At 45.2% G+C, this 25,800-nt stretch carries 25 protein-coding genes and 1 pseudogene; 9 read left to right on the top strand and 17 right to left on the bottom strand.

Translation table 11 applies throughout. From position 1 onward, the window contains the following. Position 1: 1 nt before the first annotated feature. From C7Y66_RS14355 to C7Y66_RS14325, 7 genes are all read right to left on the bottom strand, one after another. Complete coding sequence (locus tag C7Y66_RS14355; protein ID WP_106546101.1) at positions 2–640, bottom strand: Uma2 family endonuclease; 639 nt, start codon at positions 638–640, stop codon at positions 2–4. Beyond that, positions 637–1,821, bottom strand: a complete 1,185-nt coding sequence (locus tag C7Y66_RS14350; RefSeq protein WP_106546100.1) for a restriction endonuclease subunit S — start codon at positions 1,819–1,821, stop codon at positions 637–639. Before C7Y66_RS14350 ends, C7Y66_RS14355 begins: the two co-directional genes overlap by 4 nt. After that, positions 1,818–3,341, bottom strand: coding sequence for a type I restriction-modification system subunit M (locus C7Y66_RS14345; RefSeq protein ID WP_106546099.1), 1,524 nt, complete (start codon positions 3,339–3,341; stop codon positions 1,818–1,820). The genes C7Y66_RS14350 and C7Y66_RS14345 overlap by 4 nt, the downstream gene beginning before the upstream one ends. Before the next feature lie 121 nt (positions 3,342–3,462). Further along, the gene (locus tag C7Y66_RS14340; protein ID WP_106546098.1) at positions 3,463–4,041 is read right to left on the bottom strand and encodes a restriction endonuclease subunit S; all 579 of its coding nucleotides are present in this window, start codon (positions 4,039–4,041) and stop codon (positions 3,463–3,465) included. 150 nt (positions 4,042–4,191) lie between these two features. Next, positions 4,192–4,974 (bottom strand): PD-(D/E)XK nuclease family protein, encoded by a 783-nt coding sequence (locus C7Y66_RS14335; RefSeq protein WP_106546097.1) that lies wholly within the window; start codon positions 4,972–4,974, stop codon positions 4,192–4,194. Positions 4,975–5,226: 252 nt separating this feature from the next. Continuing rightward, positions 5,227–5,502 (bottom strand): hypothetical protein, encoded by a 276-nt coding sequence (locus C7Y66_RS14330; protein WP_146149792.1) that lies wholly within the window; start codon positions 5,500–5,502, stop codon positions 5,227–5,229. A 126-nt stretch (positions 5,503–5,628) separates the two neighbouring features. Continuing rightward, positions 5,629–6,066, bottom strand: a complete 438-nt coding sequence (locus C7Y66_RS14325; RefSeq protein ID WP_106546095.1) for a hypothetical protein — start codon at positions 6,064–6,066, stop codon at positions 5,629–5,631. Positions 6,067–6,443: 377 nt separating this feature from the next. Here C7Y66_RS14325 and C7Y66_RS14320 point away from each other — a divergent pair. Then, positions 6,444–9,424, top strand: a pseudogene (locus C7Y66_RS14320) (Tn3 family transposase). On the opposite strand, the gene C7Y66_RS14315 reads toward C7Y66_RS14320, so the two are convergent. Together C7Y66_RS14315 and C7Y66_RS14310 are read right to left on the bottom strand one after the other, a co-directional pair. Continuing rightward, positions 9,421–10,041 carry a tyrosine-type recombinase/integrase gene (locus C7Y66_RS14315; RefSeq protein ID WP_106546094.1) on the bottom strand — a complete coding sequence of 207 codons (621 nt, stop codon included), beginning with the start codon at positions 10,039–10,041 and terminating at the stop codon, positions 9,421–9,423. The pseudogene C7Y66_RS14320 and the gene C7Y66_RS14315 overlap by 4 nt on opposite strands. A 181-nt stretch (positions 10,042–10,222) precedes the next feature. Then, positions 10,223–12,340 carry a hypothetical protein gene (locus C7Y66_RS14310; protein ID WP_106546093.1) on the bottom strand — a complete coding sequence of 706 codons (2,118 nt, stop codon included), beginning with the start codon at positions 12,338–12,340 and terminating at the stop codon, positions 10,223–10,225. 562 nt (positions 12,341–12,902) lie between these two features. Between C7Y66_RS14310 and C7Y66_RS14305 the strand changes: the two genes are divergently transcribed. Next, positions 12,903–13,064 (top strand): hypothetical protein, encoded by a 162-nt coding sequence (locus tag C7Y66_RS14305; protein ID WP_106546092.1) that lies wholly within the window; start codon positions 12,903–12,905, stop codon positions 13,062–13,064. A gap of 159 nt (positions 13,065–13,223) precedes the next feature. On the opposite strand, the gene C7Y66_RS32945 is transcribed toward C7Y66_RS14305, so the two are convergent. The 3 genes from C7Y66_RS32945 to C7Y66_RS14295 are packed head-to-tail and all read right to left on the bottom strand — an operon-like array spanning position 13,224 to position 15,377. Continuing rightward, complete coding sequence (locus tag C7Y66_RS32945) at positions 13,224–13,358, bottom strand: hypothetical protein (RefSeq protein WP_255409985.1); 135 nt, start codon at positions 13,356–13,358, stop codon at positions 13,224–13,226. Then, positions 13,355–14,938, bottom strand: coding sequence for a relaxase/mobilization nuclease domain-containing protein (locus tag C7Y66_RS14300; protein ID WP_158265928.1), 1,584 nt, complete (start codon positions 14,936–14,938; stop codon positions 13,355–13,357). The genes C7Y66_RS32945 and C7Y66_RS14300 overlap by 4 nt, the downstream gene beginning before the upstream one ends. Then, complete coding sequence (locus tag C7Y66_RS14295; protein WP_106546090.1) at positions 14,919–15,377, bottom strand: hypothetical protein; 459 nt, start codon at positions 15,375–15,377, stop codon at positions 14,919–14,921. The genes C7Y66_RS14300 and C7Y66_RS14295 overlap by 20 nt, the downstream gene beginning before the upstream one ends. A gap of 341 nt (positions 15,378–15,718) precedes the next feature. On the opposite strand from C7Y66_RS14295, the gene C7Y66_RS14290 reads away from it, so the two are divergent. From C7Y66_RS14290 to C7Y66_RS14275, 4 genes are all read left to right on the top strand, one after another. Next, on the top strand, positions 15,719–16,114 hold the full coding sequence (locus C7Y66_RS14290) for a hypothetical protein (protein ID WP_106546089.1): 396 nt from the start codon (positions 15,719–15,721) through the stop codon (positions 16,112–16,114). An 18-nt stretch (positions 16,115–16,132) separates the two neighbouring features. Next, positions 16,133–16,948 carry a hypothetical protein gene (locus tag C7Y66_RS14285; RefSeq protein WP_106546088.1) on the top strand — a complete coding sequence of 272 codons (816 nt, stop codon included), beginning with the start codon at positions 16,133–16,135 and terminating at the stop codon, positions 16,946–16,948. A 43-nt stretch (positions 16,949–16,991) separates the two neighbouring features. Further along, positions 16,992–17,438, top strand: coding sequence for a hypothetical protein (locus tag C7Y66_RS14280; RefSeq protein WP_106546087.1), 447 nt, complete (start codon positions 16,992–16,994; stop codon positions 17,436–17,438). A gap of 329 nt (positions 17,439–17,767) precedes the next feature. Next, entirely contained in the window at positions 17,768–18,250 is a 483-nt protein-coding gene (locus tag C7Y66_RS14275; protein ID WP_106546086.1) for a hypothetical protein, read from the top strand. A 370-nt stretch (positions 18,251–18,620) separates the two neighbouring features. Here C7Y66_RS14275 and C7Y66_RS14265 read toward each other — a convergent pair whose 3' ends face one another. After that, positions 18,621–20,057 (bottom strand): transglutaminase domain-containing protein, encoded by a 1,437-nt coding sequence (locus tag C7Y66_RS14265; protein ID WP_106546085.1) that lies wholly within the window; start codon positions 20,055–20,057, stop codon positions 18,621–18,623. Positions 20,058–20,359: 302 nt separating this feature from the next. Beyond that, positions 20,360–20,914: a site-specific integrase gene (locus C7Y66_RS14260; protein ID WP_106546084.1), complete on the bottom strand. Its 555-nt coding sequence runs from the start codon at positions 20,912–20,914 to the stop codon at positions 20,360–20,362. A gap of 329 nt (positions 20,915–21,243) precedes the next feature. On the opposite strand from C7Y66_RS14260, the gene C7Y66_RS14250 reads away from it, so the two are divergent. Beyond that, a complete protein-coding gene (locus tag C7Y66_RS14250) occupies positions 21,244–21,732 on the top strand; it encodes a hypothetical protein (protein ID WP_106546082.1) in 489 nt (162 codons plus the stop codon). Positions 21,733–21,851: 119 nt separating this feature from the next. On the opposite strand, the gene C7Y66_RS14245 is transcribed toward C7Y66_RS14250, so the two are convergent. The 3 genes from C7Y66_RS14245 to C7Y66_RS31845 form a co-directional block, all read right to left on the bottom strand. Then, positions 21,852–22,460: a ribonuclease III domain-containing protein gene (locus C7Y66_RS14245; protein WP_106546081.1), complete on the bottom strand. Its 609-nt coding sequence runs from the start codon at positions 22,458–22,460 to the stop codon at positions 21,852–21,854. 63 nt (positions 22,461–22,523) lie between these two features. Next, the gene (locus C7Y66_RS14240) at positions 22,524–23,264 is read right to left on the bottom strand and encodes a GIY-YIG nuclease family protein (RefSeq protein WP_106546080.1); all 741 of its coding nucleotides are present in this window, start codon (positions 23,262–23,264) and stop codon (positions 22,524–22,526) included. A gap of 131 nt (positions 23,265–23,395) precedes the next feature. Then, complete coding sequence (locus tag C7Y66_RS31845) at positions 23,396–24,232, bottom strand: lecithin retinol acyltransferase family protein (RefSeq protein WP_199197433.1); 837 nt, start codon at positions 24,230–24,232, stop codon at positions 23,396–23,398. Between the two features lie 194 nt (positions 24,233–24,426). Here C7Y66_RS31845 and C7Y66_RS14225 point away from each other — a divergent pair, with 194 nt between their 5' ends. Next, complete coding sequence (locus C7Y66_RS14225; RefSeq protein ID WP_106546079.1) at positions 24,427–24,651, top strand: hypothetical protein; 225 nt, start codon at positions 24,427–24,429, stop codon at positions 24,649–24,651. 353 nt (positions 24,652–25,004) lie between these two features. Then, positions 25,005–25,298, top strand: a complete 294-nt coding sequence (locus C7Y66_RS14220) for an antitoxin AF2212-like protein (RefSeq protein WP_106546078.1) — start codon at positions 25,005–25,007, stop codon at positions 25,296–25,298. The last annotated feature ends 502 nt before the right edge of the window (positions 25,299–25,800 follow it).

Genomic DNA, 25,800 nt, shown 5'->3' with positions numbered 1-25,800 from the left:
CTCAGTTTGAGGTGAGTTGGGTTTTCAATTCCCGCAACATCTGGCTAGTTCCATCGGTAATGGCTTTTTGCACCAGTTGAGGAATGAGAGTAGGAATGGGGAGCGCGGGAAAGGCGAGACTGGTAGGGGATTCAATATAGTTACCGTCTTGCAGAATGTAAATCTTTAGCTGGCGATCGCGGTAGATCCAAACTTCGGGGACGCGCAACCCCAGGTAGGCATCGAGAGTAGTTTTTGAGGTGACATCGGACTCAATTGCTAGATCTGGGGGTGGGTAAGTATCTAAATCCATATCGGTGCAGCCTTTAACCTGGCTGGCATTCTGGATATAGAAGCAGGTGTCGGGTTCGACTCCGGCAATCTCTGGGCGTTTGAAGGTGGTGGAGCCGAAATCTTCCCAATCCCGCCCTTGAGAATCGAGAATTGCTTTGACAATGTCAGCAATGATGCGGTGGGGGCGTTCGTGAATTGCTAGGGGAGACATTATTTCTAGAGTTCCTCGGTAGTAAGCGACGCGGGTGCTGCGTTTTTCTCCTAAATCTTCAAGCAGCCGTTCAAAGTCCTGCCACGACAAATTATGAATAGCGATATGGCTGCCAGGAGCGAGTTCAATGGCTCGGATGGGAATAGTTACGGTCATGCTTTTGTCTCCGTTAACTGCGCTGCTGTTTCTTCAATTTTGACGCGCCACTCCCCAGTGAGGAGTTTTTGCATTAGTCCGCGTTTTTGTAACTCCAAATTATCTTTCAGAAGCTGAAGCAGTTTAATTTCATACGATAAAGTATCTAAGAATGCAGCAACTTTTCTCTGCTCATCAAGAGGAGGAAGAGGAAAAGGTTGTTCTGAAACAAGTCCCCAATCTGCACGAGGCATCTTTGAGCCAGATGTTTTATTGGAAGCCGCTATAAATTGATGAGTTTGGACTAGATAAAAAAGATACCTGTTATTGCACAGTGAAGGTTTTGCCCTTAACACCCAAATTTCAGTTGAGCAGACACCACTAAAATCAGGGTTGACATACTTCCGCAGATAAGGGCGTAACTTGCCAAATAAAACATCTCCAGGAGAAAAAATGTTTTTTATACTACTTTGTTCGTTTGACTTAGTGCTTCCGATAATTTGACCTATTTCTTGAGAAATATGCTCTAGTTCAATGCAAGTCCGCTCCTCTTTATTTTGAGAGGGATTAAATTTTTCTCCTCTTAAATCAGCAAATTCGCCAAATTCAATAATTGGAAATTCTTTAGATTGAAATATTTTCTGAATAAAGCCTTGTTTCTGCTTTTGCTTGGCGGCTATTAGCTGTTCTGTGGTGGCGATCGCCTCATCCCAAGCAGCCAAAATTTCAGCTATTTTGTATTGTTCCTCCTTGAGTGGGGTAGGAATTGGAAGCGGACGAAGAACCTGAAGATTAATATTTTTTTGAGCGTTTTGAGTAGCTGCTGCCTCCATTACTGGCTTTCTTGCTACCAGCGCATATTTCAACCATTCCCTACAAACACCGGATTTTGCTTGAACGACTACGATGCTATCTGGACAAGCAACATCTATGGAAGTCATAGCGACTTCCCCAATATTGGCAGCAATAGTGATCAAAATTGACCCTTTGGGAAATAGCTTACTAACACTTAGTCCTTCCTCGTTTAGTGTTTGCGTATAACCCTGAATCAGTCCGTTGGCAGCAGCTACATCTCCTGTTTGTACAAATGGAATTGAACCGCCGTAATAACGAGGATCGTTTCTTGGGCGTGCAGTGAACTTACCCCTTTCTACAGAAGCTAGCTGCTCAAGCGGTATGAAATCCCAATCCTTCGGAATCATACGCCAAGCTCCTTTAGATACTTGCTCATCTTGCTCCGCACATCCGCCAATTCAGCCTCAAGCTGCTCAATCTCTTGCTGAACTGCCACGATGTCAATTTCTTCCTCCTCTTCAAACGTGTCCACATAGCGAGGAATGTTTAGATTAAAATCGTTTTCCTTAATTTCCTCCAGTGGCGCTACACGGGCATACTTTGGTACGTCCTTACGCTCTCGGTAAACCTGCACAATTTTCTCCACCTGCTCATCAAGCAGTGCATTCTGATTCTTGCCCGCCTGATACTCATTGCTAGCATCAATAAATATCACATCGCGGCGGTTTTCATTTGCGCCTCCTTCTTCTCGCGAGCGGTCAAACACTAACATTGCTACCGGAATGGATGTACTGGGAAATAGGTTAGGCGGCAACCCAATCACCGCATCCAGCAGATTCTCCTCAATTAGCTTCTGCCGTATGCGCCCCTCACTCGATCCCCGAAACAGTACCCCATGCGGCGCAATCACCACTACTCGCCCCTCCTTTGGCAGGGCAATCTCAACCATATGAGAAATAAAGGCATAGTCCCCCTTGGTTCTGGGTGGCACTCCCCGCCGAAAGCGGTTGTAGGTATCCTTCTCTGCATCCTCTGCTCCCCACTTCTCTAGAGAAAACGGCGGATTTGCTACCACTACATTAAATTTCATCAGCTTGTCCAGTTCCACCAGTGCCGGACTGTTAAGCGTGTCGCACCACTCAATTCGGGCAGCGTCCTTCCCGTGCAAAAACATATTCATCCGCGCCAGCGCCCAAGTACCGCCATTTACCTCCTGCCCAAACAGGGAGTAGTTATTGCTGCCTACCTCTTCAGCTACCTCGACCAGCAACGACCCAGATCCACACGCAGGATCGCAAATCCGATCGCCTGGTTGCGGCTGCGCTAGCTTCGCCACCAGCTTAGAAATCTGCCCTGGTGTAAAAAACTCCCCTGCCTTCTTGCCTGCCCCAGACGCAAACCGCTCTATTAAATAGATGTAGGCATTACCGATAATATCTTCGCCCACCCGCGAAGGACGCAGATCCAGCTTAGGATTGGCAAAATCCTCAATCAGGTTCTTTAGCCGTCGGTTGCGGTCTTTTGTCTTGCCTAAGTTCGCTTCCGAGTTGAAGTCAATGTTGCGAAACACCCCATCCAGTTTGGCTTTATTCGTCGGGTGTTCTTCAATTTTCTCTAGCGCAATGTTAATCAGTTCCCCGATATTGTCTGCATTGCGCTGTTCGTATAGGTCAAAAAAGCTGGCTCCTTCAGGAATGACAAACCGCTCCCGTTCCAGCCGCCGCAGAATCCGATCCTTATCATCCCCATATTGCTTCTGGTACTGCTCGTAGTGTTCCTTCCAAATCTCGCTAATGTACTTCAGAAATAGCATCACTAGGATGTAGTTTTTGTATTCCGATGGGTCAATCACTCCTCGGAACGTGTCGCACGCCGCCCAAAGAATACTGTTAATTTCGTCTTGTTTAATTTTGCTAGTTTCAGCCATTGGTTTCGCTTCGTTACAAAATCCCTACAACATACAAAATGCTTTGCACCCGTCAACGCATTCGCTCCAAATCTTTTAGCTTTGGTGAACTGCCATTATCTCAGCTGTCATTTCAAATGCTTTATCCTCCTACAGCCTTCCGCATCAAGACTGCATTAATGTACGCCTTGCGCTTTTGCGCTAGTTCATTCATAATCTGCTGCTCTCGCTGACTCAATGCAGCAATCTCTGCGATCGCTTTCTGTGTCTCAAGCGGCGGCAGATCAATCTCCAACGTTTCTAATGCTGACTTGCTCACCATTAGCAAGCTGCTACCCTCTGACAATCGACTAATCTGATATTGCCCACAGGGTTGATTCAGATACCAAGTTAAATACCCTGGAACGACCTTCCGAGAGCGCACCCGAATCACTATCAGCGGTGTTGCTGCCACAAATGATTCAATTTTCTCGGCTACAAGCGCCGCCGTATTGGAAACCCCTCTAGAGCGAAATAAAATATCATATTGCCGCAGCAGATGCTCCTCACTGAAATCCTCAAGCTGCACCTTGTAAACGTCACTCAGTTCCAGGTGGTTGTATTCATCAATATCCTTCATTTGGATAACTCCTACTGTTCCGTCTGGATTGCGCTCGATCTTGGAACGGAAAGGGTAGCCTGTGCGAATCGATGCAATTTCCCTGAGTTTGGCTTTTGTCATGGGTCATAAGAAAAGTCGCGAGTAGACTCAACAGATAAGCGAGGCAGTCTGTTGCAAACCACACTACACCGCCCAGGATCGAGCGCCTAACCGAGACTTTATCGTGCAGGAACCTGCGTTCGCACCAAAATTCCTGCACGGCGCTCCAGCCTACAGCCAGTCAGCCTCACCCTTAACCACAGTCTCTACTTTGGAATGGCAGAGATGGCGCAGGGGACACCAATGACATTCCTGTGCGCTAGGTGTAACAGGTGGCGTATCTGCAACTGTTAGCGCATTAACTAATTCAGCAACCTGGTGCTTAAACTCAGTCGAGATTTGATCTGGTGAAATATCATAAACCTCACCTTTGTGGACTAGCTGTCCTCTAGGAATTTTACGGATTCCATGCAGACCAACGGCGGGAACTAATGCCATATACAGCTTGACCTGAGCAATGTCACACACCCGCAGTTCTTTGCCAGTCTTGATGTCTGGTACGAGCGCCTCATCTCCGCGCACTGCCACAATGTCGGGTTGAGCCGAGATCGTTGCGCCAGCTTTTGTTTCATACCAAAAGCTATTAGAACCTTCCGTGTAGACGGTATAGCCTTCTGCTTTCAGTTCTTTCGCATACTGGCTTAGAGCAGCTTGGTGCTTGAGCTTGTAGCTTTCGGCATCAAAGTCACTCTCACCTTTGGGAGTAAAGCAGTTTGCCTGGGTGTGGAGCGAAAACATACACTGGCGATCGCCAGACAGCCCTTTCGCTAACCAACTGGGGTGAATGTACGTCTGCTTGCGGGGATTCAATTTCAAGGTGGCAGCAGTCAACTGCGGCGGGGCGATCGCCGCAGAGATTGCAACCTTAGCAGTAGGGTCTGAGTAGCCTGCCTTTTGCTCAGGCTCATCTACTCGGACACCAGCTTTCATCAGTCCGTTTGCATTATTTGACATAATTGAATTAGAAACAAAAAAAGTAATGGGGTCCTAGAGTAGGACCTTTTTTTGAACGCAAAACAATTTGTAACTCGATTACTACTTTTTTAGTAGCGTTCGAGTCATTCATAGCATGGCACAAACCGTTAGTTGTGTCAATTCTGTTTGTTGTTATCGAATTACAATTATAAAAAATTTAAAGCGAGTACGATCGCACTCACCCCATCGCGAGTTGCATTCGTCGGAATTTAACTCAGTTTGCGGATAGCGTTAAGATTCTGGAGCCAAAACAGAATGTACTTGGGCTATACGAGTAGCCTTTCTCTGCTCCCTTTGGTTCAACTCGATTAGTTGCTGTTGCAAGTATTCTTTCTGTTCAACAGTAGAGGCAGCGGCTATTTGTTGCTCTAGCTTTGATGCTTTCTGCTCCCATACGATCTTGTGTCGTTCTGGGGTGATGCAAGCAAATACCCCACCACAAGAGCGCTCTAATTCTTCCAACTCTTGCAAATACTTCTCCTGCTTAGAGGGTGTTTTTGGCATCATTGCTCTCCTGTCACATCAAGAGCGAAAATCTGCCGCTCTAAGGAGCGATGCCATTTCTAGCGTAATAGCCGACCCTGCCTCGGTTTTAATTTGGGCGCGCCGATTCAGTCAGTTGGTCGCGTGAGCCTATAGTTTTTTAGAGCTGGGATTAGGGGCAAAACCACTTGGGTCAACTCCATGACGTTCAAACAAATGATTTCGCTGATACAGTATTCGTTCGGCAGTCAAACTGGCACGAATATCCCACGAACCTTTTGTACCAGCGAAGCCAGTGGTTAGGCATTGTTTTCTAATTTCCGCTCGTCTTCGATCTTGCATTTTTTCCCACTCAGAAAGCTCGAAATCCCAATTTTTGATTTGAGCGTTTACCTCAAAGGAAATTACGTTGGTTAGTGCCTGAATACACTCATCCAATGTTCCGTCTCCAGCTAGTACCCAATCATCTACATTGTCACCGTCACCGTAACATTCCCAAGCTTCCCACCAATCGCATTCAGCATAGACAGGAATGGCTCCAGATTTATCTAAAGCATGAACAGTTCGCAGCAAGTTCCTCTTGGGCATAACCAGCAGTTTGTTTGGTAAGGTTAGCGCGTTGGCACTTAAGACGCATCTCTCCTAATCTAGCGGCGATAGTCCAGTTATGAATGTAAAGGCGATCGCTTCTATCTACTACATAGGCGAAAATAGAAGGTTTGTGTCATCAGGTGCAGCCTGTAGCTAGAACATCTGATATATAAGGATTCTAGCTTCCGAATCACTTTTCTCTCTTAGCCCCCTTTTTGTCCCTGATTCATAAATTTTCTAAATATATCTTTTTTTAAAACTTTGACAAATAGCCTGAAATCTGCACAGTTGATTAATTTCTCATAGTGCAACAATCTTTTCTCATACACTCGCTTGAGAAATACTCAGGCTTTCAAACGATGGGAAGAAGATGAATGGTCAAGCCAATTTGGGATACAGAAGAACTAATTGAAAACTGGACACTTCTGCCAACGGAATTAGAATTAGTCAGAAACAAAGTCGGCGGTAATCAGATTGGATTTGCTCTGTTATTAAAACATTTTCAGATTTTTACCTGTTTTCCTGACGAAAAATCGTCTATTCCCCAAATTATTATCTCTTACATAGCAAATCAACTTAAAATTCCTGAAAGCTCATACTCAGATTATGATTGGCAAGGACGAACAGCAAAAGTTTATCGTGTTGAAATTCGTCGTTTATTTAATTTTAGAGTAGCGACCGTTCAAGATTCAGTAGAAATGAGCGACTGGCTCATTAAAGAAGTATTACCTCATGAACAAAAGTTTGAATCACTCGTTGAAAGTGTCTATCAAAGATGGAGAGAATTGCAAATCGAACCGCCCACATCAGGAAGAATTGAGCGTTTGATTCGTAGTGCTATCAGTCAGTATGAAAGTGAATTTTGCTATCACACACTTTCTGGGCTATCAAAAGAAACTCTGGCTGAAATTGATATTCTCTTAACCACAGAAAATTCAGAGAATACAGAGGAAAAACAGGATTCTCTGAAGCTAAAAACTTCCGAGTTTGCCTTTCTCAAAACAGATCCAGGACCTGTTGGCGAAGATGCGTTTCTTAACTGAAATTGAAAAATTAAAACGGATTCGCGTTCTTGGTTTACCCCTTGACTTATTTGAAGGAATATCACCCAAACTAATTAAAACCTACCGTCAGCGGGCGGCTACAGAAACTCCTTACCTTTTACGACAACATCCCCCAGCGATTCGCTATACTTTGATGGCAGCGTTTTGTGTTCAACGCTCTCAAGAGATTACTGACAATCTCATCGAATTACTAATGTCAATTATTCAACGGATTGGGACAAGAGCGGAAAGGCGTATCAATAAAGAATTAGTCTCGGAGTTTAAAGAAGTAACCGGAAAAACTAATATTTTATTTCGCATGGCTGAAGTAGCTGTAGCTGAACCTTCGGGAGTTATTGAAAAAGTTATATATCCTGTAGTTTCTCAAAAAACTCTCAAAGATTTAGTGGCTGAATATAAAGCAACTGGTACAGCTTATCGTCAAAGAGTACATACGGTAATGCGTTCCTCTTTCGCTAGTCACTATCGACGGCTGATTCCTCAACTATTAGAGGTCTTAGAATTTTGTTCTAATAATGATATTCATCGCCCTGTAATTCAGGCATTAGAGCTACTAAAAAAATCGGCTCAAAGTAAATCTCGATATTATGACAACGGCGAAACTATACCGATTGATGGAGTTCTTAAAAGTGGTTGGAAAGAAATTATCTTAGAAAAAGATTCTGATGGCAAAGATAGAATCAACCGGATTAACTACGAAATTATTGTTTTACAAGCTTTGAGAGAAAGACTCAGTTGTAAAGAAATTTGGGTAGTAGGAGCATCTCGTTATGGTAATCCAGATCGTGATTTACCTACTGATTTTGAACAACACCGTCAAGTCTACTATCAGGCTTTAAGCCTTCCATTAGATGTAGAAGCCTTGATCTCAAACTTACAGGCACAAATGGCACAGGGGCTAGAAAAATTAGATAAAGGAATGCCCAAGAACCAAGATGTTACTATTCTTGGAAAGAAAGGTCAAAGTTTTATTAGACTTAGCCCTATAGACCCTGCACCTGAACCCATTAATCTTAAACAACTCAAGGGAGAAATTAACCGAACTTGGGAGCATACCAGTCTTTTAGATATTCTTAAGGAAACGGATTTAAGAGTAGATTTTACCCATAATTTCACAAGTATGGGTACAAGAGAGATTATAGACAGAGAAACACTACAAAAGCGATTATTACTTTGTCTTTATGGCATGGGAACTAATACTGGATTAAAAAGAATTAATACAGGTATTAATGGCGAAAACTATCAAGATTTACTCTATGTACGTCGTCGGTATATCCACAAAGACCAGTTACGCAGTGCAATTGGTGATGTTATTAATGCTATCTTCTCTATTCGCTTACCTCATATTTGGGGAGAAGGAACTACTACTTGCGCCAGTGATAGCAAACATTTTGGTGCATGGGATCAAAATCTTCTAACCCAGTATCATCTCCGTTATGGGGGTCGAGGAGTGATGATTTATTGGCACGTCGAGAAGAAATCTACCTGTATCTATTCCCAACTCAAAACTTGTTCCAGTAGTGAAGTTGCAGCCATGATTGAAGGGGTATTACGTCACTGTACTAATATGGACGTGCAGAAAAACTATGTGGATAGTCATGGTCAAAGTGAAGTGGCATTTGCCTTTACTCACTTATTGGGATTTCAGTTAATGCCCAGATTGAAACGGATTAAGGTACAAAAGTTATATCGTCCTCACGTTGGACAAAGTGATGCTTACCCTAATCTACAACCGATTCTGACTCGTCCGATTAACTGGGATTTAATTCGTCAACAGTATGACCAGATGGTGAAGTTTACTACTGCTTTAAGGTTGGGAACGGCTGAAACAGAAGCAATTCTCAAACGTTTTAGCAAAAATCCCTTTAAACATCCGACTTATCTAGCATTATTGGAATTAGGTCGGGTGATAAAAACGATTTTCTTGTGTCAGTACCTTGACTCAGGAGAAGTCCGGCGAGAAGTTAATGAAGGATTAAATGTAGTGGAAAGATGGAATGGCGTTAATGATTTTATCTTCTACGGTAAAGGTGGAGAGTTTGCTTCTAATCGCTTGGAAAGTCAGGAATTATCGGTTTTATCTTTGCACAAGAGTGCAGATATGTTTGGTCTATGTGAATACTTTGATGATTCAGAGTGTTCTGGAGCAGAAACATTGGCAGCAAAAGTTAACTGAAGTCGATAAAAGAGCAATTACTCCTTTAATTTTCACTCATGTAAATCCTTATGGTACATTTAAGCTGGATCTCAACGAGAGAATTGCTGGTTTGACACAACAACTGGTTGCTTAATCTCTCCAGAACTTTTCAAATCTTTGAGGTGACATTTGAGTATAACGAACTGTGTGGTGTATATTCTTATGTCCTAAATAGTCTTGAATTGCCCTAGTATCATGACCTTGGGCAGCTAAATAGTAGCCACAAGCATGACGTAGTTGATGAGGATGAACTGTCCAAGCGATTTTAGCAATTTCTCCAGCTCTGGCTATGATATGACGGATTGAACGGGTTGATAGAGGTGCTTTGCGTTCGGATACGAAAACATAACTCGTATCGGGGTAATCTCTTTGAATTTGACGCAAAGCTCTCAATTCGGGAGAACGTAGAGGATGAATACTGTCATGACCATGTTTGACACGATGTATCTCTATATAACCTCCTACTAAATCTATCTGCGACCATTTCAGAGCAACCAATTCGGCAGTTCTTAGTCCGTGACGAAACATCAATAAAATAATTGCTCCATCTCTGATACCATGACGACCTACTTTTTGAGCAGCACCAATCATGGCATTGACTTCCGATGGTCGCAGATATTCTCTTTCCCTTTGAGATGATTTTTTGGATGGCGGAGTATTTTGAGAAAATATCTTTGCCGAAAATGGAAGTTGGCTAGTGATAGATAGCATGGGTTAAGTCCTCATGCTGAGGTCTATATTCTCATTGTACTTTGCCTAGAAGGAGACAAACTCGGCAAAGTTATCATTTGTATTTCTTATCAATTAACCCTGAAAAATCAGTCATTTTTACAAAACTTTACAAGGCTGCACCTAGTGACACGAACCTTCTATTTTCGCCTACATAATACGTCTAGTCAAAAGGCGGTTCCAAATCTGCTGTATTGGATGCTTGTAGATAGTCTAGATAGTCGGTTGCTCGTTCTAGTTCTTCTGCGGTTGATTTTGACTCCATGCCTGCATTGATGTCTGCGTTGTTGGTAGATGCAATGCCTACGTTGATGTCTGTGAGATCGCCATCGTCGGCTGCTCCGACTGACAGGGCAGACTCATCCGGTGGCAGTTCCGGCAGGGCATCTGGATTGGCTCTAGCCCACGACCGCACCTCAGCCATCAAAATCGGTTCGCCCGACCCCCAAAGAAATCGCATTTTGGCAGTGGTTTCGAGTCGCTCTCGTTCCTCGCCGCTGATGAGTCGGTTCTCAGCCAGCCCTTGCATCCGCACTGCTTTGTTAGCCTTCTGAATTGCTTCAAGCCGAATTTTGATTAGGCGGCGAATTGTTTCCGGTGGCACTGAAGAGGCAGCAGGAGTATCGGGCGCAGTCTCCCCCTCAAACTCCCCCTGTTGTTTTGAATTTTGGGCGGGGGCTGGCTTTTTGGGAGCCGCCCCCGCCATTGGAAACCCATACCCTTCATATATAGGAAGAGGGTGTAACAAGGCTCCAGGAGCGGATTGTGGCAATTTTGCTGTCGGCTGGGGGGATGGCTCTGGAGTCGCCGAAACTGGTTCGCTGAGGACTGTTACACCCTGTTGTGTTGCCGATGCCTCTTTTTGGCACTTTTCTTGTTTGTCTTCTTGGGGTGAATTTGAGTCGTCACTTGCAGGCAGTGGCGGTGCGGCTAATTCCTGGTGGCACTCTTCTAGGGAAGTTTGGTAGTGGTCGGGATGCCACAGCGGTAGGTTTTGGGGTTTGTAGAGCGTGGTGGCGCTGATGCTCCTGCCGCTTGTTTTGGCGGTGGCAATTATGGCGGACATCCTGGCTCTGGTAGTATCGGGCAAGTTGCTTGATGCATTAAGTGTTGCTACTGCCTGTTTGATCCGCTCGCTGGCTTGGAAACTGGTTTTGAAGTTGGCGATGTTGTTGGCAGGCTGTTGGGGCGGAGAAATTCCCAACTCTCGCCCAAAGTGGTAGGCATAGGTTCCCTCACGGCTTGGTTCGTCTCCAAACCTCCAGTAGTATTGCTCGGCGCTGTGGGCAACATCGACGGCACGTTGGTGGATGTCGCGCTTGTGGTTGCAGTATTGCTCGTATCCTGGAGCAGATTTTGCCATGCTTTTCACTGCGTCAATTAGTTGCTCTCCCGACAATTGGAGAAATACCCTGGCATAGGCTGCTAGATGCAGCAGGATGATATTGGTCTGCCCGCGTCCCGTCCAGCCTTGTGCTTTGACACTTTCTAGGTAACTCCGCCATTGAGAGAGCGAATCTGTACTTCGGTTGAATCGATGTTTTTTGAATGTGTCGTAGTCATCCTGGAATTTGGATGACAGCAGTTCCATGTCCTGAAGCTCGGCGGCTGTTTGGAATGCTATGAGAAGATCTGCGACTGATTCTGATTCGGGTAAGAGTGCATCATCTAGTAAGCACGAACCAGAACCAGGCTGCAATGGTAGGCGGTGGGGATTGAATAAAGCAAATCCCACTCCTGTTTGAGCGTAGGGCTTGGTGTTGGGGAAAATTTCTAGTTGCCCAGAGGCAATCTTGAATCCTTCCCGCTCTAGGGCGAGTCTGGCTCGGCAAGCGAGTTTGAAGCTATTTACAGCTCGTGGGAGGGGAAAGTATAGGTGTATGCCGCCGCTCCAGGTAGACCTCAACGCTACGTAGCCGACTAGTCCAATCGAGCGCAGCGTGTAAATTACCATCAGGTAATCGGCAGGATTGTTCGCTGGATGGATGGAGCTGGCTTTATCTATGTCTAGTAACAAATATTTACAATCAGTTTTGAATCTTACGCCAATCGCTTCGTTTGGATCTAGAAATCTCTGCCAAAGTTCTATTGGCTGGATGGGGAAGTTCTTCTGTGTCCGCCACTGGGTCTTGGCTGTTGGTGTAGGTGGCGTTCCACAGATCCAGTCCCAACCATCCCAGCTTTCGCTTGTAGACCAAAACCACTTGCAAAACTCCGCCCCGATTGGGTCGCTAGGGAAGATTGGGGGCAGGATTTTTTTGTCTCTAGTTATGTCGGTCATAATCTCTTCATCGCTTATGTAGTGAGCGATGAAGAGATTACGAGAAGGTAGTGTGCTAGAATTGTCGGTTTGTACTATCGCGCTGGCGCGTTAGTCTGTTACAATCGAAGCGACTGCCGGATCTCACTTACCTGTGCTGATTTGCTTGTCATCGCGTTACAGCAAAGGTAGGTTCTCCATCGCATATGTTGAAGTGCGGTAGTCAATTTCTCTTCCCCCTGGCGTGCGGCGTAAGCTGCATCGATTATTTGCAATACTTTTGGCTGCAACCAAAAGTTACAGTTTCCAGGGGGCGAAATTCCGCTTACTACAGAATACAACAGTAATTTGCTCTGTTCACGGCACTTGAGCTGTTAATAGAGTTTTTTTGGTTTTTGTTATTGTTTTTTGCCATAAATCAAAAATTCTTGACGCGATCGCCCGTTGCTACTCACGCCCCTTGTTCGCCTTAATTTACATAACTCCTATTATTAGTTCATAACTGCTACGAGCCATTATCTTATCATCTTCTCTTACCAACAGTGAATAGTTATGATAGGTTAAGCATTTTATTGTGACACCTATGCCCAAAGCGGCTAACAAAGTAACTATCAGTGTCATAGTCACTCTGGAGGAGAAGGAAAGGCTCAAGAAACTAGCTGATAGCCAGGAGCGTTCCATTAGCCAGATGGCGGCAATCCTGCTGAGAGAAGGGTTAAATCGGCAAGAAGCAAAGGACGCTTGATGAACGCGGCTCGTGCGCGACAGCATTGACCAGCGCTTAGCTGGGCTGGTGGAAGTAGAGATTTTGGGGTAAAGATAGCAAACCGCAACGAAATGCCATGAGGGAGGGACGAGCAGCGCCTTTTTCTGGCTGGGGGGAGGCGATCCTTCTTGCTCGCTGTCAACTCCTCTTCCCCCAGCCAGAAGAGTGCATGATGCTCGTCCCTCCCGTCCACTGGGTTTTGTAGACTGGAGAGATCGCCTCTGTTACCCGCTTTTCAGCGTTCGGGCAAGCTTGAGCGTATATAGGCTTCATAAACTCAACCCTCCCCGATGACGTTCCACCTGTTGCTGATAAGCAGCTAAGTCCTTTTGCCTTGCTGCAACGATCTTCTCTGATAGTGGTAAACCACGCTGGTAATCAGCCGTGACTTCTCGAATTCGCTCCACATAGGATGCAGGTTTACCTAAAGAGATCGCAGCCTCCTGCCACTGCAAGAGCTGCTTCAAGTTATCTTGTCGCTCTCGCTGCTGAATCAGCTGGCGCTCTTTGGCAATACGCCGTTGCTCCTGGCGCTGGCGCTCTGCCTCACTTTCGAGGCGGTATTGGTCAAGAACGGTCTGCCAGGTTGCTTGATTTGCATTAGCCTGAGACTGACAAAATTCAGAATAGTTTTGGACGTAAGTGAGATCGCGTTTGAGTAACTCCTGCACGGCGGGACTTTGTGACAAAACTTGAGTGATTTGGTTGGGGGTCTGCCGCCGCGACTGCATCAGGAATGTAATTCGCCCGTCAACATCATGTGGTGATTCAACTCGATATACTGCCCTAGCTAGGAGTGCCCATTGTTGGTAAGCAGCCTGGACTTCTTCTCGTTGTCTATTAGCGTTGTCGGCGCTTTCAGTTTGAGACTCAAATGGATGCTCTGGGATAGCTTTGATTAAATCCTCGATCGCGGGAATTCCATATTGCGGCGACCAAATCGGCTGGGTTTGACGCTCTGGTACTCTTCTATCTTCTAATGGTTGTAAAGAGCGCTCTTGTGAGTGTAATTCCACATCCTCTCGCGCTGGTTCTCTTACTGGTTGTAATTCCTGGTGTTGTTGTCGTGCGCTCTGAACAATTTCAGCTAGTTGCTGGTTATCCCTAACTGGGTCATAGCTCACTTTCAGGTATTTCTGCAATCCAGGGAAGCTGTAGGCTTTGCCCAAGGCATTTCCAGCAAATTTCTCTCCAGATGCCGCCATGTATGTGATGCCCTTGGGCTTGCCGTTCCGAGTGAATTCTACCGATGCTCTAATTTGATGCGATGCTAAGCGGTGAAAAAATTCCGGCATTGTCGGCAGATCTTGAGCTGCTTGTTCTATTTCCCTCGTCAACTTTTGGCGACTAGCTCGTTCTGGAGTCTGTTCTATTTCGCGCTCTTTATTCCTAATTTTCTGCCAACTAGGAGCAACTTGTTCTAAGCCATAATTCTGCTCTAAGTCCCGAATAATTTCCTGGCTGCGGTAACGCTCGAAGCTATCGACTACAACTTTGCCACTGACCATATCTATCCGATTAATGGCAATATGCGCGTGTTCGTGTTCGGTGTCTTTGTGGCGCACGATTAGATATTGATTCTGAGCCAGGTCAAAGCCCATTTTCTCCATCCATGTTTCACACGCTGACCTAAACTGTTCGTCGCTCAGGGACTCTCCAGGTAACAAGGATAGAGAGGCGTGTAAAACAGGTTGTTTGATGCTGGAATTTAGGTCATTAATCGCCATGAATTCCGCTGTTAATTCTCGGCTGTCCTGACCGTACATATTTGTTCCCAGGATAACTGAGTTTTCTTTTTTCAGGTACTCGACTAGTTTTTTAAAGCTACCGCTCTTAGAGATTTTCCCAATCATCCTCGCTCCTGATTCCAGCATTTAACAGGACAAGATCGCGACCTAGTTCTTTTAGTTCCAGAGCTAATTCATCTAGTTTTTCGAGGCACTGCTGAAGATATGACGCTGATATTCCCGAAAAGCTATTTTGGATTTTTGCAGTGTTTAAAGCCCTTGCCTGTTGATTGAGTAATGCGCTAATCCGGTTTAACTGCACTAAGGTTTCGCGGTTAATGGCAGGAACAGTGGCATGAGGAATGGGGAGTCGCTGTTTGAAGAGAACGGCTCGGAGGTACTCGCTCAACTTGATTCCGCCTCTTGCAGTATTAAGGATTTCTAACTCTTCATCGCTGACAACAAAGCTGAGTTTATTCGGACGTTCTACTTTTCCAGGTAGCTCTAGATGAGTATCTTCAAATACTCCTTGCAATATCTCTTCTAGAGGTTGGCGGTTAGTCACGGCAGTTGATTCGCTGTAGTTTGGTAGAGTGTCTGGGGGCTGGGGGTCCAGGGGAACACCCCTGGCAAGCTTGAACGGTCGCGAAGCGATGAGGAAAACTGGCGAAGCAAGTTTTCCGAAAGTTCACAGCTTGCCCTGCGGGGCAAAATTAAAGTTAGATTTTACGCGGGGTATATCGTTGCCCAAAGGCGTATTTTACCGAGGATGTCACTTGGCATCATAGATTAACTGGCTGCACTCTTGGTAATGTTATTAACTGTAAGAGCTGATTTCTATATATTACTTCTATAATTAGATAGCTTTAAAGGTGGATGCAATATTTTACTTAAGGCTGTCTCGCCATGCCGACCGAATCTAAGTCTAAAAAATCCTCGACTCCTGTTGGTGAAACTACTCCGCTAGATGCTCAACCTAATCCCGATGGATTTCTGGCGGAACTCGATGACTGGGGTTCTAAGCCTAATCCGGCTTCTTTCGAGAAGTTGCTGGAGGCAAATCAAGAGAAGTTTGCTCGCGCTCTGTCGCAGGGCTATAATGCCGAGGATATTTGTCGGCTGGCAGCTTCTTACGGGATTCAAGTCAAGCCGAGTACGTTTCGTAAGTATTGGCAGAAGTTGAATGCGAAGTCTTCATCGGAGGCAACGCCTGCTACTGCTTCTAAACAACCAGCGACTAAACCATCAGTCAAACCAGATTCTACCGCCAGCACTACTGCTAAGTCTGCTGTCAATTTCTAGCGAGTGGAGATATTCGTCGTGAGCCATGCAATTAATTACTGGGCTGGGGAGAAGGGGGGAACTGGTAAGTCCTGGGGAGCGCGGTTGGATTGTCAGCGGCATTTGGATCTCCATCAGGATTTCTTTGTGATTGACACTGACAAGAGTAATGCGACGACGAGCAATTATTACGGCAGCTATAAGTTTGACAAGCAGGCGTTTTTTAGTGAGGCGACTGAAAGAGCGAGTACGGCAAATCCTTTGCTGGATGCGGCTTTACTCCGTCCCGTGGTAGCAAATTGTCGCGCTGGGACTAATGAAAGTCTCATCACCTGGCTGGTGTCGAAAAAAGTGCCACAAACGGCTAAACGTTTGGGCATCAAGATGCGTTATCTGTTTGTGAGCGATTTGGAGAACGATTCTCTGAATTTGTTTGAGCCGACAGCCAAAGCAATCGGTCAATATATGCCGATTATCTTTGTGGCTAATTTAGGGCGCAATACGACAGATCTGGAGTTTTTTGAGTCTCAGGGTTTTCAGGCGTTGCTGTCACGTTTTCGAGCGCCAGTGGTGCGGCTGGGGTTGTTCGACCTGGAAATGAAAAAGGTGATTGATGGGCGCAACTCCCAACGGAAGCTGTTGACTTGGGGGGAGGCGCGGGACTATCCCGATTTTGGGATTTTGGGACAGCAGGAAATTCAAACCTATTTGGAAGATTTCTATGCTCAACTCGAACGAGCCGAACGACTCGCCGATAATGCGTTTTCTGAACGAGAGACATCCAAAGATGCCAGCGGACAAGAAACAGAAACTCTTCCAAATTCTACAATCAAGCGGAATTCCAGCAACGGATAAAATTTTTCCTTGGGTGGTGGAAACGGCGATAAATAGAGTGGAAATGGCTGATCTTGGAGCGCAATTAGCGCAAACGGATAGCAACCTGGCGGAGCATCCCTCACAGCTGAAGGATACTCTTGTGTTGGTGTTGAAGCCATACTTAGAAGAAGTGGGTCGCGTTCGTTCTGCTTCCAATGAGTTGACGAAGGAACTGCGGGCGGCAGCAGTAATTGATGCTAGTATTGCCGAGTCGGGCTGGCGGGGAATTGGAGCCGCTTTGAGCGCTATCTTTAAGCATCAAAATCTTCGAGTGGTGGTTGGAATACTCATGGGAATGAGTGGGGTGCTGGGCTTTGGTATTGCCTGGAATTTGGGGGGGCAGAATCGACAACTCGTAGAACGAAATCAACAGGTGATTCAGGAATGCAATACCAATCGGGCTTCTGACCCAGATAAGAATGGCTGGTACACCTGTCCGTTGTGGCAGTTACCCATACCAGAGAAATAGCGAGCCGTGCCCTTGAGTAGCAATTGTTGGCAATTTATCCTTTCCCTAATTGAAGTTATTTTCCTCAAACAACTTCCGTTATTTTTTTCCGCCCAATCGCCCAAAGCTTGTAAATGGGTAGTAAAGCTCAAGCTGTGAGAGTCACGCCAGCGATGCGTGACTTCCGTTATTTAACGCGCCTGACTGCCGTTATTGTTCCGTTGCTTGTCGCAGCCCTTCTTTTAGCTCCGAGTATGCTGCGATAGCATACTTAAGACTTGATTTGGCATACAAGCGCGAAAAGGAGTAGGCTGGGAAGTAGCATATTAAAGCACAAAATAGCATACCTAATGGCGACCAACAATATTAGAGTCGTGGGCTACCTGCCACCCTCTTACCACGAGAAGTTGCGAGAGTATATGCAATCCCAATCCCTAACTGAAAGCGCGGCGATTGTTGCGATAGTCAAGCAGTTCTTCGACGGCAAGAGCGGGAGCGAACGAGTCGCGATCGAAGAATTAAATGAGGCGACTGCCCCATTGAAAGCCCAGATCGCCCTATTGGAGCGGCGCTTGGCGGTCTTGGAAGAAGCTTTCGTGTCAAGAAAGCAATTCAAGAGTACAAAAAGAGCGCCCTATCAGTACGGTTCGCCGCCCGTACTACCTCCCCAAGACATTACCCAGTTGGCGCGAAGGCTTGGGGTGAGTGCCGCTACGCTTGAGTCAGCAGCCCAAAAAGATGAAACTGAATTTAGGGAGTGGAGTAGGCGAAGGGACCCAGCTCAAAGAAGTTGGGAGCGGCGCGGGGAACTATTTCATCCAAATTCTGAGTAATCCCCGTTCGCTCGTGAGTGGATGCTTAAGTGGGTGATGAAAGCGGAGATCGCAAACTAAGCGCGATCTCGACGCTTTGGTGACAGCGGTAAAAATTAGAAATGCGACTCCAAGACCAATCGCTATTTCCTCTGACCAAGGGATGAAGTAGAACTTTGTCCAAGTGGCAAAGCTCTGGGCAACATTAGCAAAAGCGAATAGCGCCCAACTAAGCCGCTCGAAGGATTAAATAGGCAACTGCTGCCACTCCGACTGCACGGATAAATGGATTATTAAGCATAGCAATTTTTACTGGTGACTGAGTGATTTATGCTTAGTATTCCCTGGAGATCGCACTCCAGAAGCAAACAGTAGCCTCAATTCCCTTGGGTTAGTTATATTCCACCAAAGTCCAGTAATTATCATCTCCAAGAAACTTGGCGGAAACTTGAATTTTATTTGAACTTACAAGTACGTTTCCTGTAAATACATCGCCAGAACGAGTTAGCTTAATCCACTTATTTGAGGAGACATCAATAACCTGTACGTCAAGCGCGTTGGGAACCTCAATTTGGAAATAAGCTAATTGATTGACGGGCAAGGATTTATTCAATGGGCTGGATAAATAACTATTCTTCTCTAAGAAAGTCGAATAAGTCTTAGGAAATTCTTCCCCCGCATTCTGAGAAATCACTTTATAAGTTATTGCCTGCTGATATGCTCCTGAAGCGTCTTTATTCCGAGAAAATATCTCTAGCTGGGAGTTCCCAACTGGAGGAGCGACATTCACGATAATCTTGTTATCTCTTTTCTGAACCAAGGTGTAAGCATCGTTGAAAGAAGCCCAATTAGATTTTAATTTGGCAAGAGCAATTGTATCTTCAGGAGCTGACAAGACCACTTGAAAACGTCCGCCAGTCTCAATTGTATGATGATGATGGCTGACAAGTTGAAGACCATCCTTAAAAAACTCAGGAGAAATTTCAGGTGTTGTCTCAAATTGCTGTTTTGTATACTCTGTTTCTAACAGTTGCCATTCTCTTTTAGTAGGGAAATGGTCGAGGATAAACTGTTGAGGAGGAGTGGCAAAATAATAGGGATTGAATTGCTGGTTAAATTGTCCGCTATTTACGTTACCTGCCCCCCAAGTTGAATCAAGTAAATACCACTTGTGATTAATTTGTACGGCATTCCAAGCATGATTTATTTCAGTAGTGTTACCAACAACATAACCGTATCCCTTAGCATAACCATCAACAACAGCCACATCCAATCCCATAGCTTTAGCAAGAGCTTCGTAAAGGTTTGCAAACCCCGAACATACACCCTTTCGTGTTTTCAGAATCTCTGGTGGACTCAAATCTCCATAATTACCGCTTAGGTAAGCTGATACATCGTAGGCAATGTTATAGGTAATCCAAGAATATATAATGCGGGCTTTTTCTGCTTCCGTCTTAGTATAAGGGGATAAGAGAGAAGCTAATTCAAAAACTGAAGTGCCGTCATAACGAACAGAAGAAGCGTAATTGTCTATTCTATTAAAATCCGTATTTTTCAATTCATCAATCGAACCTACTTTTAAAATTTGTTTATGATTATTATCTACTTCCATTTTTTTTGAAATAGAATTACGATCTAAGTTATCGAAAGAGAAAAGCTCGTCTATTTTTGATTTGTTGTATGTGAATTGCGAGTTATTTTTTAAAGTTACTATAGTAGAAACAAAAATTAATCCAATTAATAAAAAAAAGGCAGAACTACTTTGAGAAGTTCGATAATATTTTTTCTGGGCAATCTTAAGCTGTTTGGATTTGCTTCTTTTTAACATTTGTTTTTCTTAATATTCAATGCTGCTGACAGCAGTTTTATCTTTCTAGCCTACGTAAGATTACAGTAAAAATAGACTCTTCAAAGTTGAGTACTATTCTGACTCATAAGTTAAATTTTCCAGGGGCTTTTTGACAGGGAGATATTATGCCGCCCCTGGAAATTGCTTTTTGAAATCTTGAGTTGTATGCATTGGTATGTTTGGTGTTACTCAAAGGGTCTTATTCATATCAATCCCCTGGAGAAAACAACGCTAACAAACTAATTATGAAGAGATGGTGAAATTGGATGAAGATTTTCAGCTCAAAACCCGATCGCCGCTACAGCATTGCGCTTCTGCTCTGAAGTCACTTCCAGGTAACGCTGCAACGTCCCCAGATCGCTGTGTCCGCTAATTTCTTGAATCACCCTTAAGGGGATTCCGGCGCTGGACATCATCGTGAGAGCAGTGCGCCTAAACGAGTGGGTGCTGACCCCCTCCAACTTAACCCGCTTGCAGGCATCCTTTAAAATCTTGTCAGCTGCGAACCGAGTCAGTGTAACAGATCGCCCCCGCATCCCTGGAAACAAAGCCCCTTCTAGTGGTGGCTGGTACTCTGCCAACAGTTGGGCTAAACCAGGTTGGATATCAACAACGCGAGTTTTCAACTTGCCTTTAGTGGTAGACTTTCTAAAAGTCAACGTTTCACCCTTGATGTCAGTGGTTTGGAGTGCCAGCGCCTCGGACACCCGACAGCCCGTGAATAAGCAGATGCCAAACAACGCTCTATCCCGTGGCGATCGCAATCCTTCGGTAAAAAGCCGCCTCAATTCTTCTGAGTTGAGTATTTTTCCCTGCCCGTTTCCCGCAACTTTCATTGGCTAAATCTTGTCCGTATCAGTAGATTACACGAAAGCATGGTTTTGTGGAAGACAAGACTCAAAGTACTGAATTATCGTTGACTGGACGAACGATTTTTACCCACTTAATCAAAACTTATCAATTGAGCGCGACCCGTTCTACGCAATCATCGGGGTTGCAGCCCGTTCTAATGATTTCTGCTTATGAATTCAGTGAATTCACCGATTTCAGCTATAATCGGCTGCCTTTAATTTGTAATTGCTAGCAGGGAATTTGGCAATGGCAGAGTCACCGATGGTCGGCAGCGGGTTCCCGTGGAGTGGCAGCAACAAGGAACCGAAAAGAAATGAAAACTGGGCTAGACTTTCTGAGCCATTGCTTAAATGCTTTAAACCGGATTGGTGAAGCTAATGCTGGTGCGATTAATCTCATGTTATTTCTCATCACGCTGCGGATGTTTGTGTTACAAGAAAAAGAAGCTTTGAGAGAACAACAGAGGGAATCCCAAACCACTGCAACTAGAAAGCAAATTGAGCAGATGCTTACCACCGCCGTCGCTAGAATCGTTGCGGTATGGGAGTCAACTGCAACTAGAACCAGTCAGGCAGAAGAAAGCTTGACTGTAATTGAAGCTCTACCATCGATGCCCAAAACTCATCTCCCGTCACCATTACCCCAGTTTTTACCACTAAGAGCTACCCCAGGCGGTGTTCCACTAGAGCGTTGTTTGCCATCGCCTGCTACCCCAAAGCGTTGTTTGCCATTGCCTGCTCCCCCAAGCGGTGTTCTAGTAGAGCGTTGTTTGCCATTACCTGCTACATGGGGCGGTGTTTAACCAGCTCGTCTTTCAAGCTTGGTGTAATTGCCTCTGGTCAGGACAGGTTAGAAACCCAGGAGCGGAAGCGCTTCGGGTCTGGGTCGTCTAGTTGGTGGTTAAAAGTATTTAGGGTTCACTCAATCAGAATTGTCAGCATACTCGTAATACCAAATCAGCAAGTCGTCATCAATAGCACTCCTCCAATCAAGCTCTTCAACATTCTCGTCGAAGTCATCCTTTGATTCATTGTCAAAAAGGTCATCTACAGCCTCTTTAATGAAGTGTTCGATAAGCCAGGAACCTGTATTTGAGAAATTCCGCTCAAATTCTAGGTAAATAGCACCCAGCAAGGCTTCAAACATTTCGCCAAAATGATCCTTATACTCATCTTGCTCTTTTCCCTTCTCGCTTCCCCCTAATAAACAAATTTGTCTCAAATTCAATTCCTGTGCAAACTCAGCAAGCTGTTTCCTATTTACAAGTTTCTGTTTTAATTTTGTAAGATGGTCTTTGTTTAAGTCCGAACGGTATTTCAATAGATAATCAGTAACAATAGCGTTGATAATAGCATCGCCTAAGTGTGCTAGCCGTCTGTAATCCCTCTCCTGTTCCTCTTGTTGCTGCCGAGTTAATTCAGTTATCTCATAGACATATGAAGGATGAGTCAAGGCAATTTTCAGTAGCTCTACTTGTTTGAAGTTGATAATATCAATTCTTTTTTTGACAGCTTCGATATCAATATTCATACTTAAATATTCTGGTTTAGGGCAAACAGCTTGGTCGGCGTTGGAGTTTTAAAGAGCGATAACTCAACCAAGTAATTCATCAAGCTTAGCTAAATCCAAAAAATTGTCTGGCTCTGGAATACTATAGTGGGAGCGCCAATCTACGGCTCTCATGAGTACCCCTGCTACTAAGAATTTTATGGAGCTTTTAGTACACTCATCCCAAAATAGTCCAGATGTTGAACAAGGAGATATATATAAGTTGATTTGTTGAGGAGCATGCGAATTGTTATAGCTCCCAGTCCATACAGGTGAAGTGTGGATATGCTCCTTGTTCCAGGTAAAACCATTTTGACACTGTTTGAGTATCTGTCCTATTTTCCTACTAGCATTCCGGTTACGCCAAGCATATGCTAATTTAAGTTCATACCCGTAAGAGCGTTTAAATAGCCCCATAATTATAGTATTTGTTGCCAGTTTACTCAGGACAACAGAGAAGTCTCCTTTAGGAATAGTGGGAACTATACTGTTGTTTAGTAAAGGCTTATATACTTTGATAAAGTGGTTTTCAGCTTGAGTCAGCACTTGCGGGTCAGGGGTACATTCCCACCACGCTAATCTTATTGAGTTGGTACGATTAATCTGACTCAATTGTTCAAAGCGATGGTGGTCTTTCCATCTAAAAAGCAGATTAATAGCCTTGCCTACGTACAAAACATTGTGATTTGAGTCGAGTGCAAAGTAGATAGCGGAGCATCTATCTAAATCAGCCTTCCGTGATAGAGGTACAGACGGTAGCTTAGATAAATCTAATTTGGGGAACATAGTTTTAACTGTTCAACTGAGCGATTCACCAGTTTCAGCACAAGTGAAGCTTCGGTTTCAAATCGATAATTGGGACATAAATATAAGCCCCCCTAGTTGTACTCAAACAGGAAAAGCCCGCCACGAGCAAGTTATTCTGATAACCATTTCCAGAGGCTGTATGCGCTGTACCCAATCGCCGCCGCCGCGACAGCTGGCGCAGCTACCGTAATTACTACCCCCGCAGCCATGCCGCCGCCGACTGTTGCGCCAACGGCTGCTAACCCCGAAGTAATTCCAGCAGCGGAAAGACCCGCAACGCTTCCGGCAGCTGCTACTGTACCAACAGCTCCCGCCGTGCCAGCAACCGCGCCAGCAGTTGTCATAGCTCTACCAACTGCACGAGCTTCCTTTTCCTCTTCAGTTAGGCTCTCATCTTCCTGAAAAACTTGGTTCATTGCCATAGTTGTTACAACAACTGGAGCCGCACCAAGCACACCAATACCTGCAACAGCACCCCCGCCTACGATTCCACCGACTGTAGCCAGTCCTGACATAATCCCAGCTCCACTTAGACCAGCCGCAGCACCAGCGGCACTAACAACACCCATACCTGCTGCCACTGCTACCCCACTTCCAGAGACACCACCTGCGGCGGCTCCAACATTTCTGACTTGCTCGCTCTCGTAGATACCTGTCTTGCACCATGTAGCGAAGTGTTCGCAGTTGTTGTTAAACAAGTTGTATCCTGGCGCTCCCAACTTGCTTTCTGCTCGTTCAATGACAAGAGCTGGCAAGTCACACTTACCGTACTCCCTCACAAATACCACCCTTCCGGCGGCGAAGGCAGACAATGAAGTGCGGGAAATCACCGCCTGAAGTTTTTGGTCTAGCCCCCCTGGATGGTGGATGACAGTGCCATCACCGCAGTCGATTCCATGATGGGTGTAAGCCCCGCAGTTGATGTAGATGCGATCGCCTCGTTTCATGAGCAAGATTCTAATGTTCTTTGCCCAAATATCACCCGTATTAAAAAGAATTTGGCAAAGCCGCGATGAAGAGGCGGATAAAGTTGATTAAAAAAGTGAACGATTTGCAGAGAAATCCGTCAGTGTTTTTACAGAGATAAAGTTAATATGGAAGGGCGCTTGATGGACTGATGCAGCTTCAGGAGAAACGGGTTATGCTTTCAGGTTTACACAAGTTGGGGCGCAAGAGTTCAGCTCCAGAGTCGAGCAAAAATACGGCTGTCCAGTCCAACCGAGCTAATAGCTCCTGGAAAGAAACTGAGTTAGATGTGGTTACTGCTGGCTCGACGAGGTGGATGAGCCACCAAGAAAGATATGAGTTGGTCAAAAATCGCACTTACTCTCCTGTTAAACCTTCTCAGACTCAGGACGAAGAATAACTCAATCTTCCTTTGGTGGAACAGATAGCTCCAAGTTTTCAGTTGTCGCGAGCTGAGCCAGCCAGCTTGACCCACTTAAGTTCTGCTTATCAATGCTTGTCACCCCCTGACCCACGACAGAATCAAGGTTGCAGCTATTATCGATGATTTTTGCTTACAGATGCTGCCACTGAAGCGATTTGGGCTACGTTCGGCTTTCCTAAATTCAAGGGTGAGAGCGGAGTGAACTGTGATGCAGGCGTTGCTGCTAGTCTGGGGTTATCTAGCCCCAGACTAGCAGCAACGCCTGAAAAACGTTACGCTCTTGTTAAATTAGCCCGTTCGCAACGCTTCGCCGAAAAGTGCGCTCTCCGATGTCAGAAATTATTACTGCTGTCTACTCTAACGGGGTGCTGCACCCCCAAAGTCATTTGTCCCTAGAAGATGGGCAAACTGTACGGATTCAAGTTTTGACTGAAGAAACAGCGTCTGAAGCCGAACAGGTAATTCAATCCCTAGTGGCAGCGCTCCTGGTCACGCCTCCGCCCCATCGCGGCGACGTTGAGCCAGTCTCAGAAGAAGCGTGGCGCGAACTGACCCAAAGACTGGAGGCATCAGGAGGCAAGCCGCTCTCAGAAATCATTATTGAAGAACGGGGTCCAATGTGACCGCCTAATTCCAAGGGTAGCAGCGCCCTCGTCAAACGGTACGTACCGGAAACTGGTAGTACCTGGATATAGATGCAAACAGCTCCTTACCCGACAGGATACCGTTGCCCCTAATTGAAGTTATTTTCCTCAAACAACTTCCGTTATTTTTTGGCGTTCATTCGCCCAAGGCATTGAGATTGCGTAGCTTAACTCAAGAATTGAGAGTCAAAATCGCTTTTTCACTTCCGTTATTTGACTGACTGACTGCCGTTATTTTGGAAAAATGCCTTTACCCATTTCTCCGCTTTTGTGGAATAGGTATTCAGCGGGAGACGACAGTTGTTAGGGTATCTTAACGCCAAAGGTTAACAAAATTTCTGTAAGCACAACACTATATATAGTACATTTGTTTTAGTTTAAGAAAATTAACCTCTATATGTAGTGCATTTTTCCAAAATATTGCCCAGAGCCAGAAAAAAGTTGTTACCCTTGGGGTTAACTAGTTTTTAAAAAGCTCTGG

Origin of the sequence: Chroococcidiopsis sp. CCALA 051 (genome assembly GCF_003015105.1) — a bacterium.
GTDB lineage: Bacteria > Cyanobacteriota > Cyanobacteriia > Cyanobacteriales > Chroococcidiopsidaceae > Chroococcidiopsis > Chroococcidiopsis thermalis.
This window is presented reverse-complemented; position numbering and strand designations above follow the sequence as displayed.

Bases quoted from the DNA above. Each gene is read 5' to 3' on its own strand.
- C7Y66_RS14355 (WP_106546101.1), bottom strand. From the start codon at position 640: ATGACCGTAACTATTCCCATCCGAGCCATTGAACTCGCTCCTGGCAGC.
- C7Y66_RS14350 (WP_106546100.1), bottom strand. From the start codon at position 1,821: ATGATTCCGAAGGATTGGGATTTCATACCGCTTGAGCAGCTAGCTTCT.
- C7Y66_RS14345 (WP_106546099.1), bottom strand. From the start codon at position 3,341: ATGGCTGAAACTAGCAAAATTAAACAAGACGAAATTAACAGTATTCTT.
- C7Y66_RS14340 (WP_106546098.1), bottom strand. From the start codon at position 4,041: ATGACAAAAGCCAAACTCAGGGAAATTGCATCGATTCGCACAGGCTAC.
- C7Y66_RS14335 (WP_106546097.1), bottom strand. From the start codon at position 4,974: ATGTCAAATAATGCAAACGGACTGATGAAAGCTGGTGTCCGAGTAGAT.
- C7Y66_RS14330 (WP_146149792.1), bottom strand. From the start codon at position 5,502: ATGATGCCAAAAACACCCTCTAAGCAGGAGAAGTATTTGCAAGAGTTG.
- C7Y66_RS14325 (WP_106546095.1), bottom strand. From the start codon at position 6,066: ATGCCCAAGAGGAACTTGCTGCGAACTGTTCATGCTTTAGATAAATCT.
- C7Y66_RS14315 (WP_106546094.1), bottom strand. From the start codon at position 10,041: ATGCTATCTATCACTAGCCAACTTCCATTTTCGGCAAAGATATTTTCT.
- C7Y66_RS14310 (WP_106546093.1), bottom strand. From the start codon at position 12,340: ATGACCGACATAACTAGAGACAAAAAAATCCTGCCCCCAATCTTCCCT.
- C7Y66_RS14305 (WP_106546092.1), top strand. From the start codon at position 12,903: ATGCCCAAAGCGGCTAACAAAGTAACTATCAGTGTCATAGTCACTCTG.
- C7Y66_RS32945 (WP_255409985.1), bottom strand. From the start codon at position 13,358: ATGAAGCCTATATACGCTCAAGCTTGCCCGAACGCTGAAAAGCGGGTA.
- C7Y66_RS14300 (WP_158265928.1), bottom strand. From the start codon at position 14,938: ATGATTGGGAAAATCTCTAAGAGCGGTAGCTTTAAAAAACTAGTCGAG.
- C7Y66_RS14290 (WP_106546089.1), top strand. From the start codon at position 15,719: ATGCCGACCGAATCTAAGTCTAAAAAATCCTCGACTCCTGTTGGTGAA.
- C7Y66_RS14280 (WP_106546087.1), top strand. From the start codon at position 16,992: ATGGCTGATCTTGGAGCGCAATTAGCGCAAACGGATAGCAACCTGGCG.
- C7Y66_RS14275 (WP_106546086.1), top strand. From the start codon at position 17,768: ATGGCGACCAACAATATTAGAGTCGTGGGCTACCTGCCACCCTCTTAC.
- C7Y66_RS14265 (WP_106546085.1), bottom strand. From the start codon at position 20,057: ATGTTAAAAAGAAGCAAATCCAAACAGCTTAAGATTGCCCAGAAAAAA.
- C7Y66_RS14260 (WP_106546084.1), bottom strand. From the start codon at position 20,914: ATGAAAGTTGCGGGAAACGGGCAGGGAAAAATACTCAACTCAGAAGAA.
- C7Y66_RS14250 (WP_106546082.1), top strand. From the start codon at position 21,244: ATGAAAACTGGGCTAGACTTTCTGAGCCATTGCTTAAATGCTTTAAAC.
- C7Y66_RS14245 (WP_106546081.1), bottom strand. From the start codon at position 22,460: ATGAATATTGATATCGAAGCTGTCAAAAAAAGAATTGATATTATCAAC.
- C7Y66_RS14240 (WP_106546080.1), bottom strand. From the start codon at position 23,264: ATGTTCCCCAAATTAGATTTATCTAAGCTACCGTCTGTACCTCTATCA.
- C7Y66_RS31845 (WP_199197433.1), bottom strand. From the start codon at position 24,232: ATGAAACGAGGCGATCGCATCTACATCAACTGCGGGGCTTACACCCAT.
- C7Y66_RS14225 (WP_106546079.1), top strand. From the start codon at position 24,427: ATGCTTTCAGGTTTACACAAGTTGGGGCGCAAGAGTTCAGCTCCAGAG.
- C7Y66_RS14220 (WP_106546078.1), top strand. From the start codon at position 25,005: ATGTCAGAAATTATTACTGCTGTCTACTCTAACGGGGTGCTGCACCCC.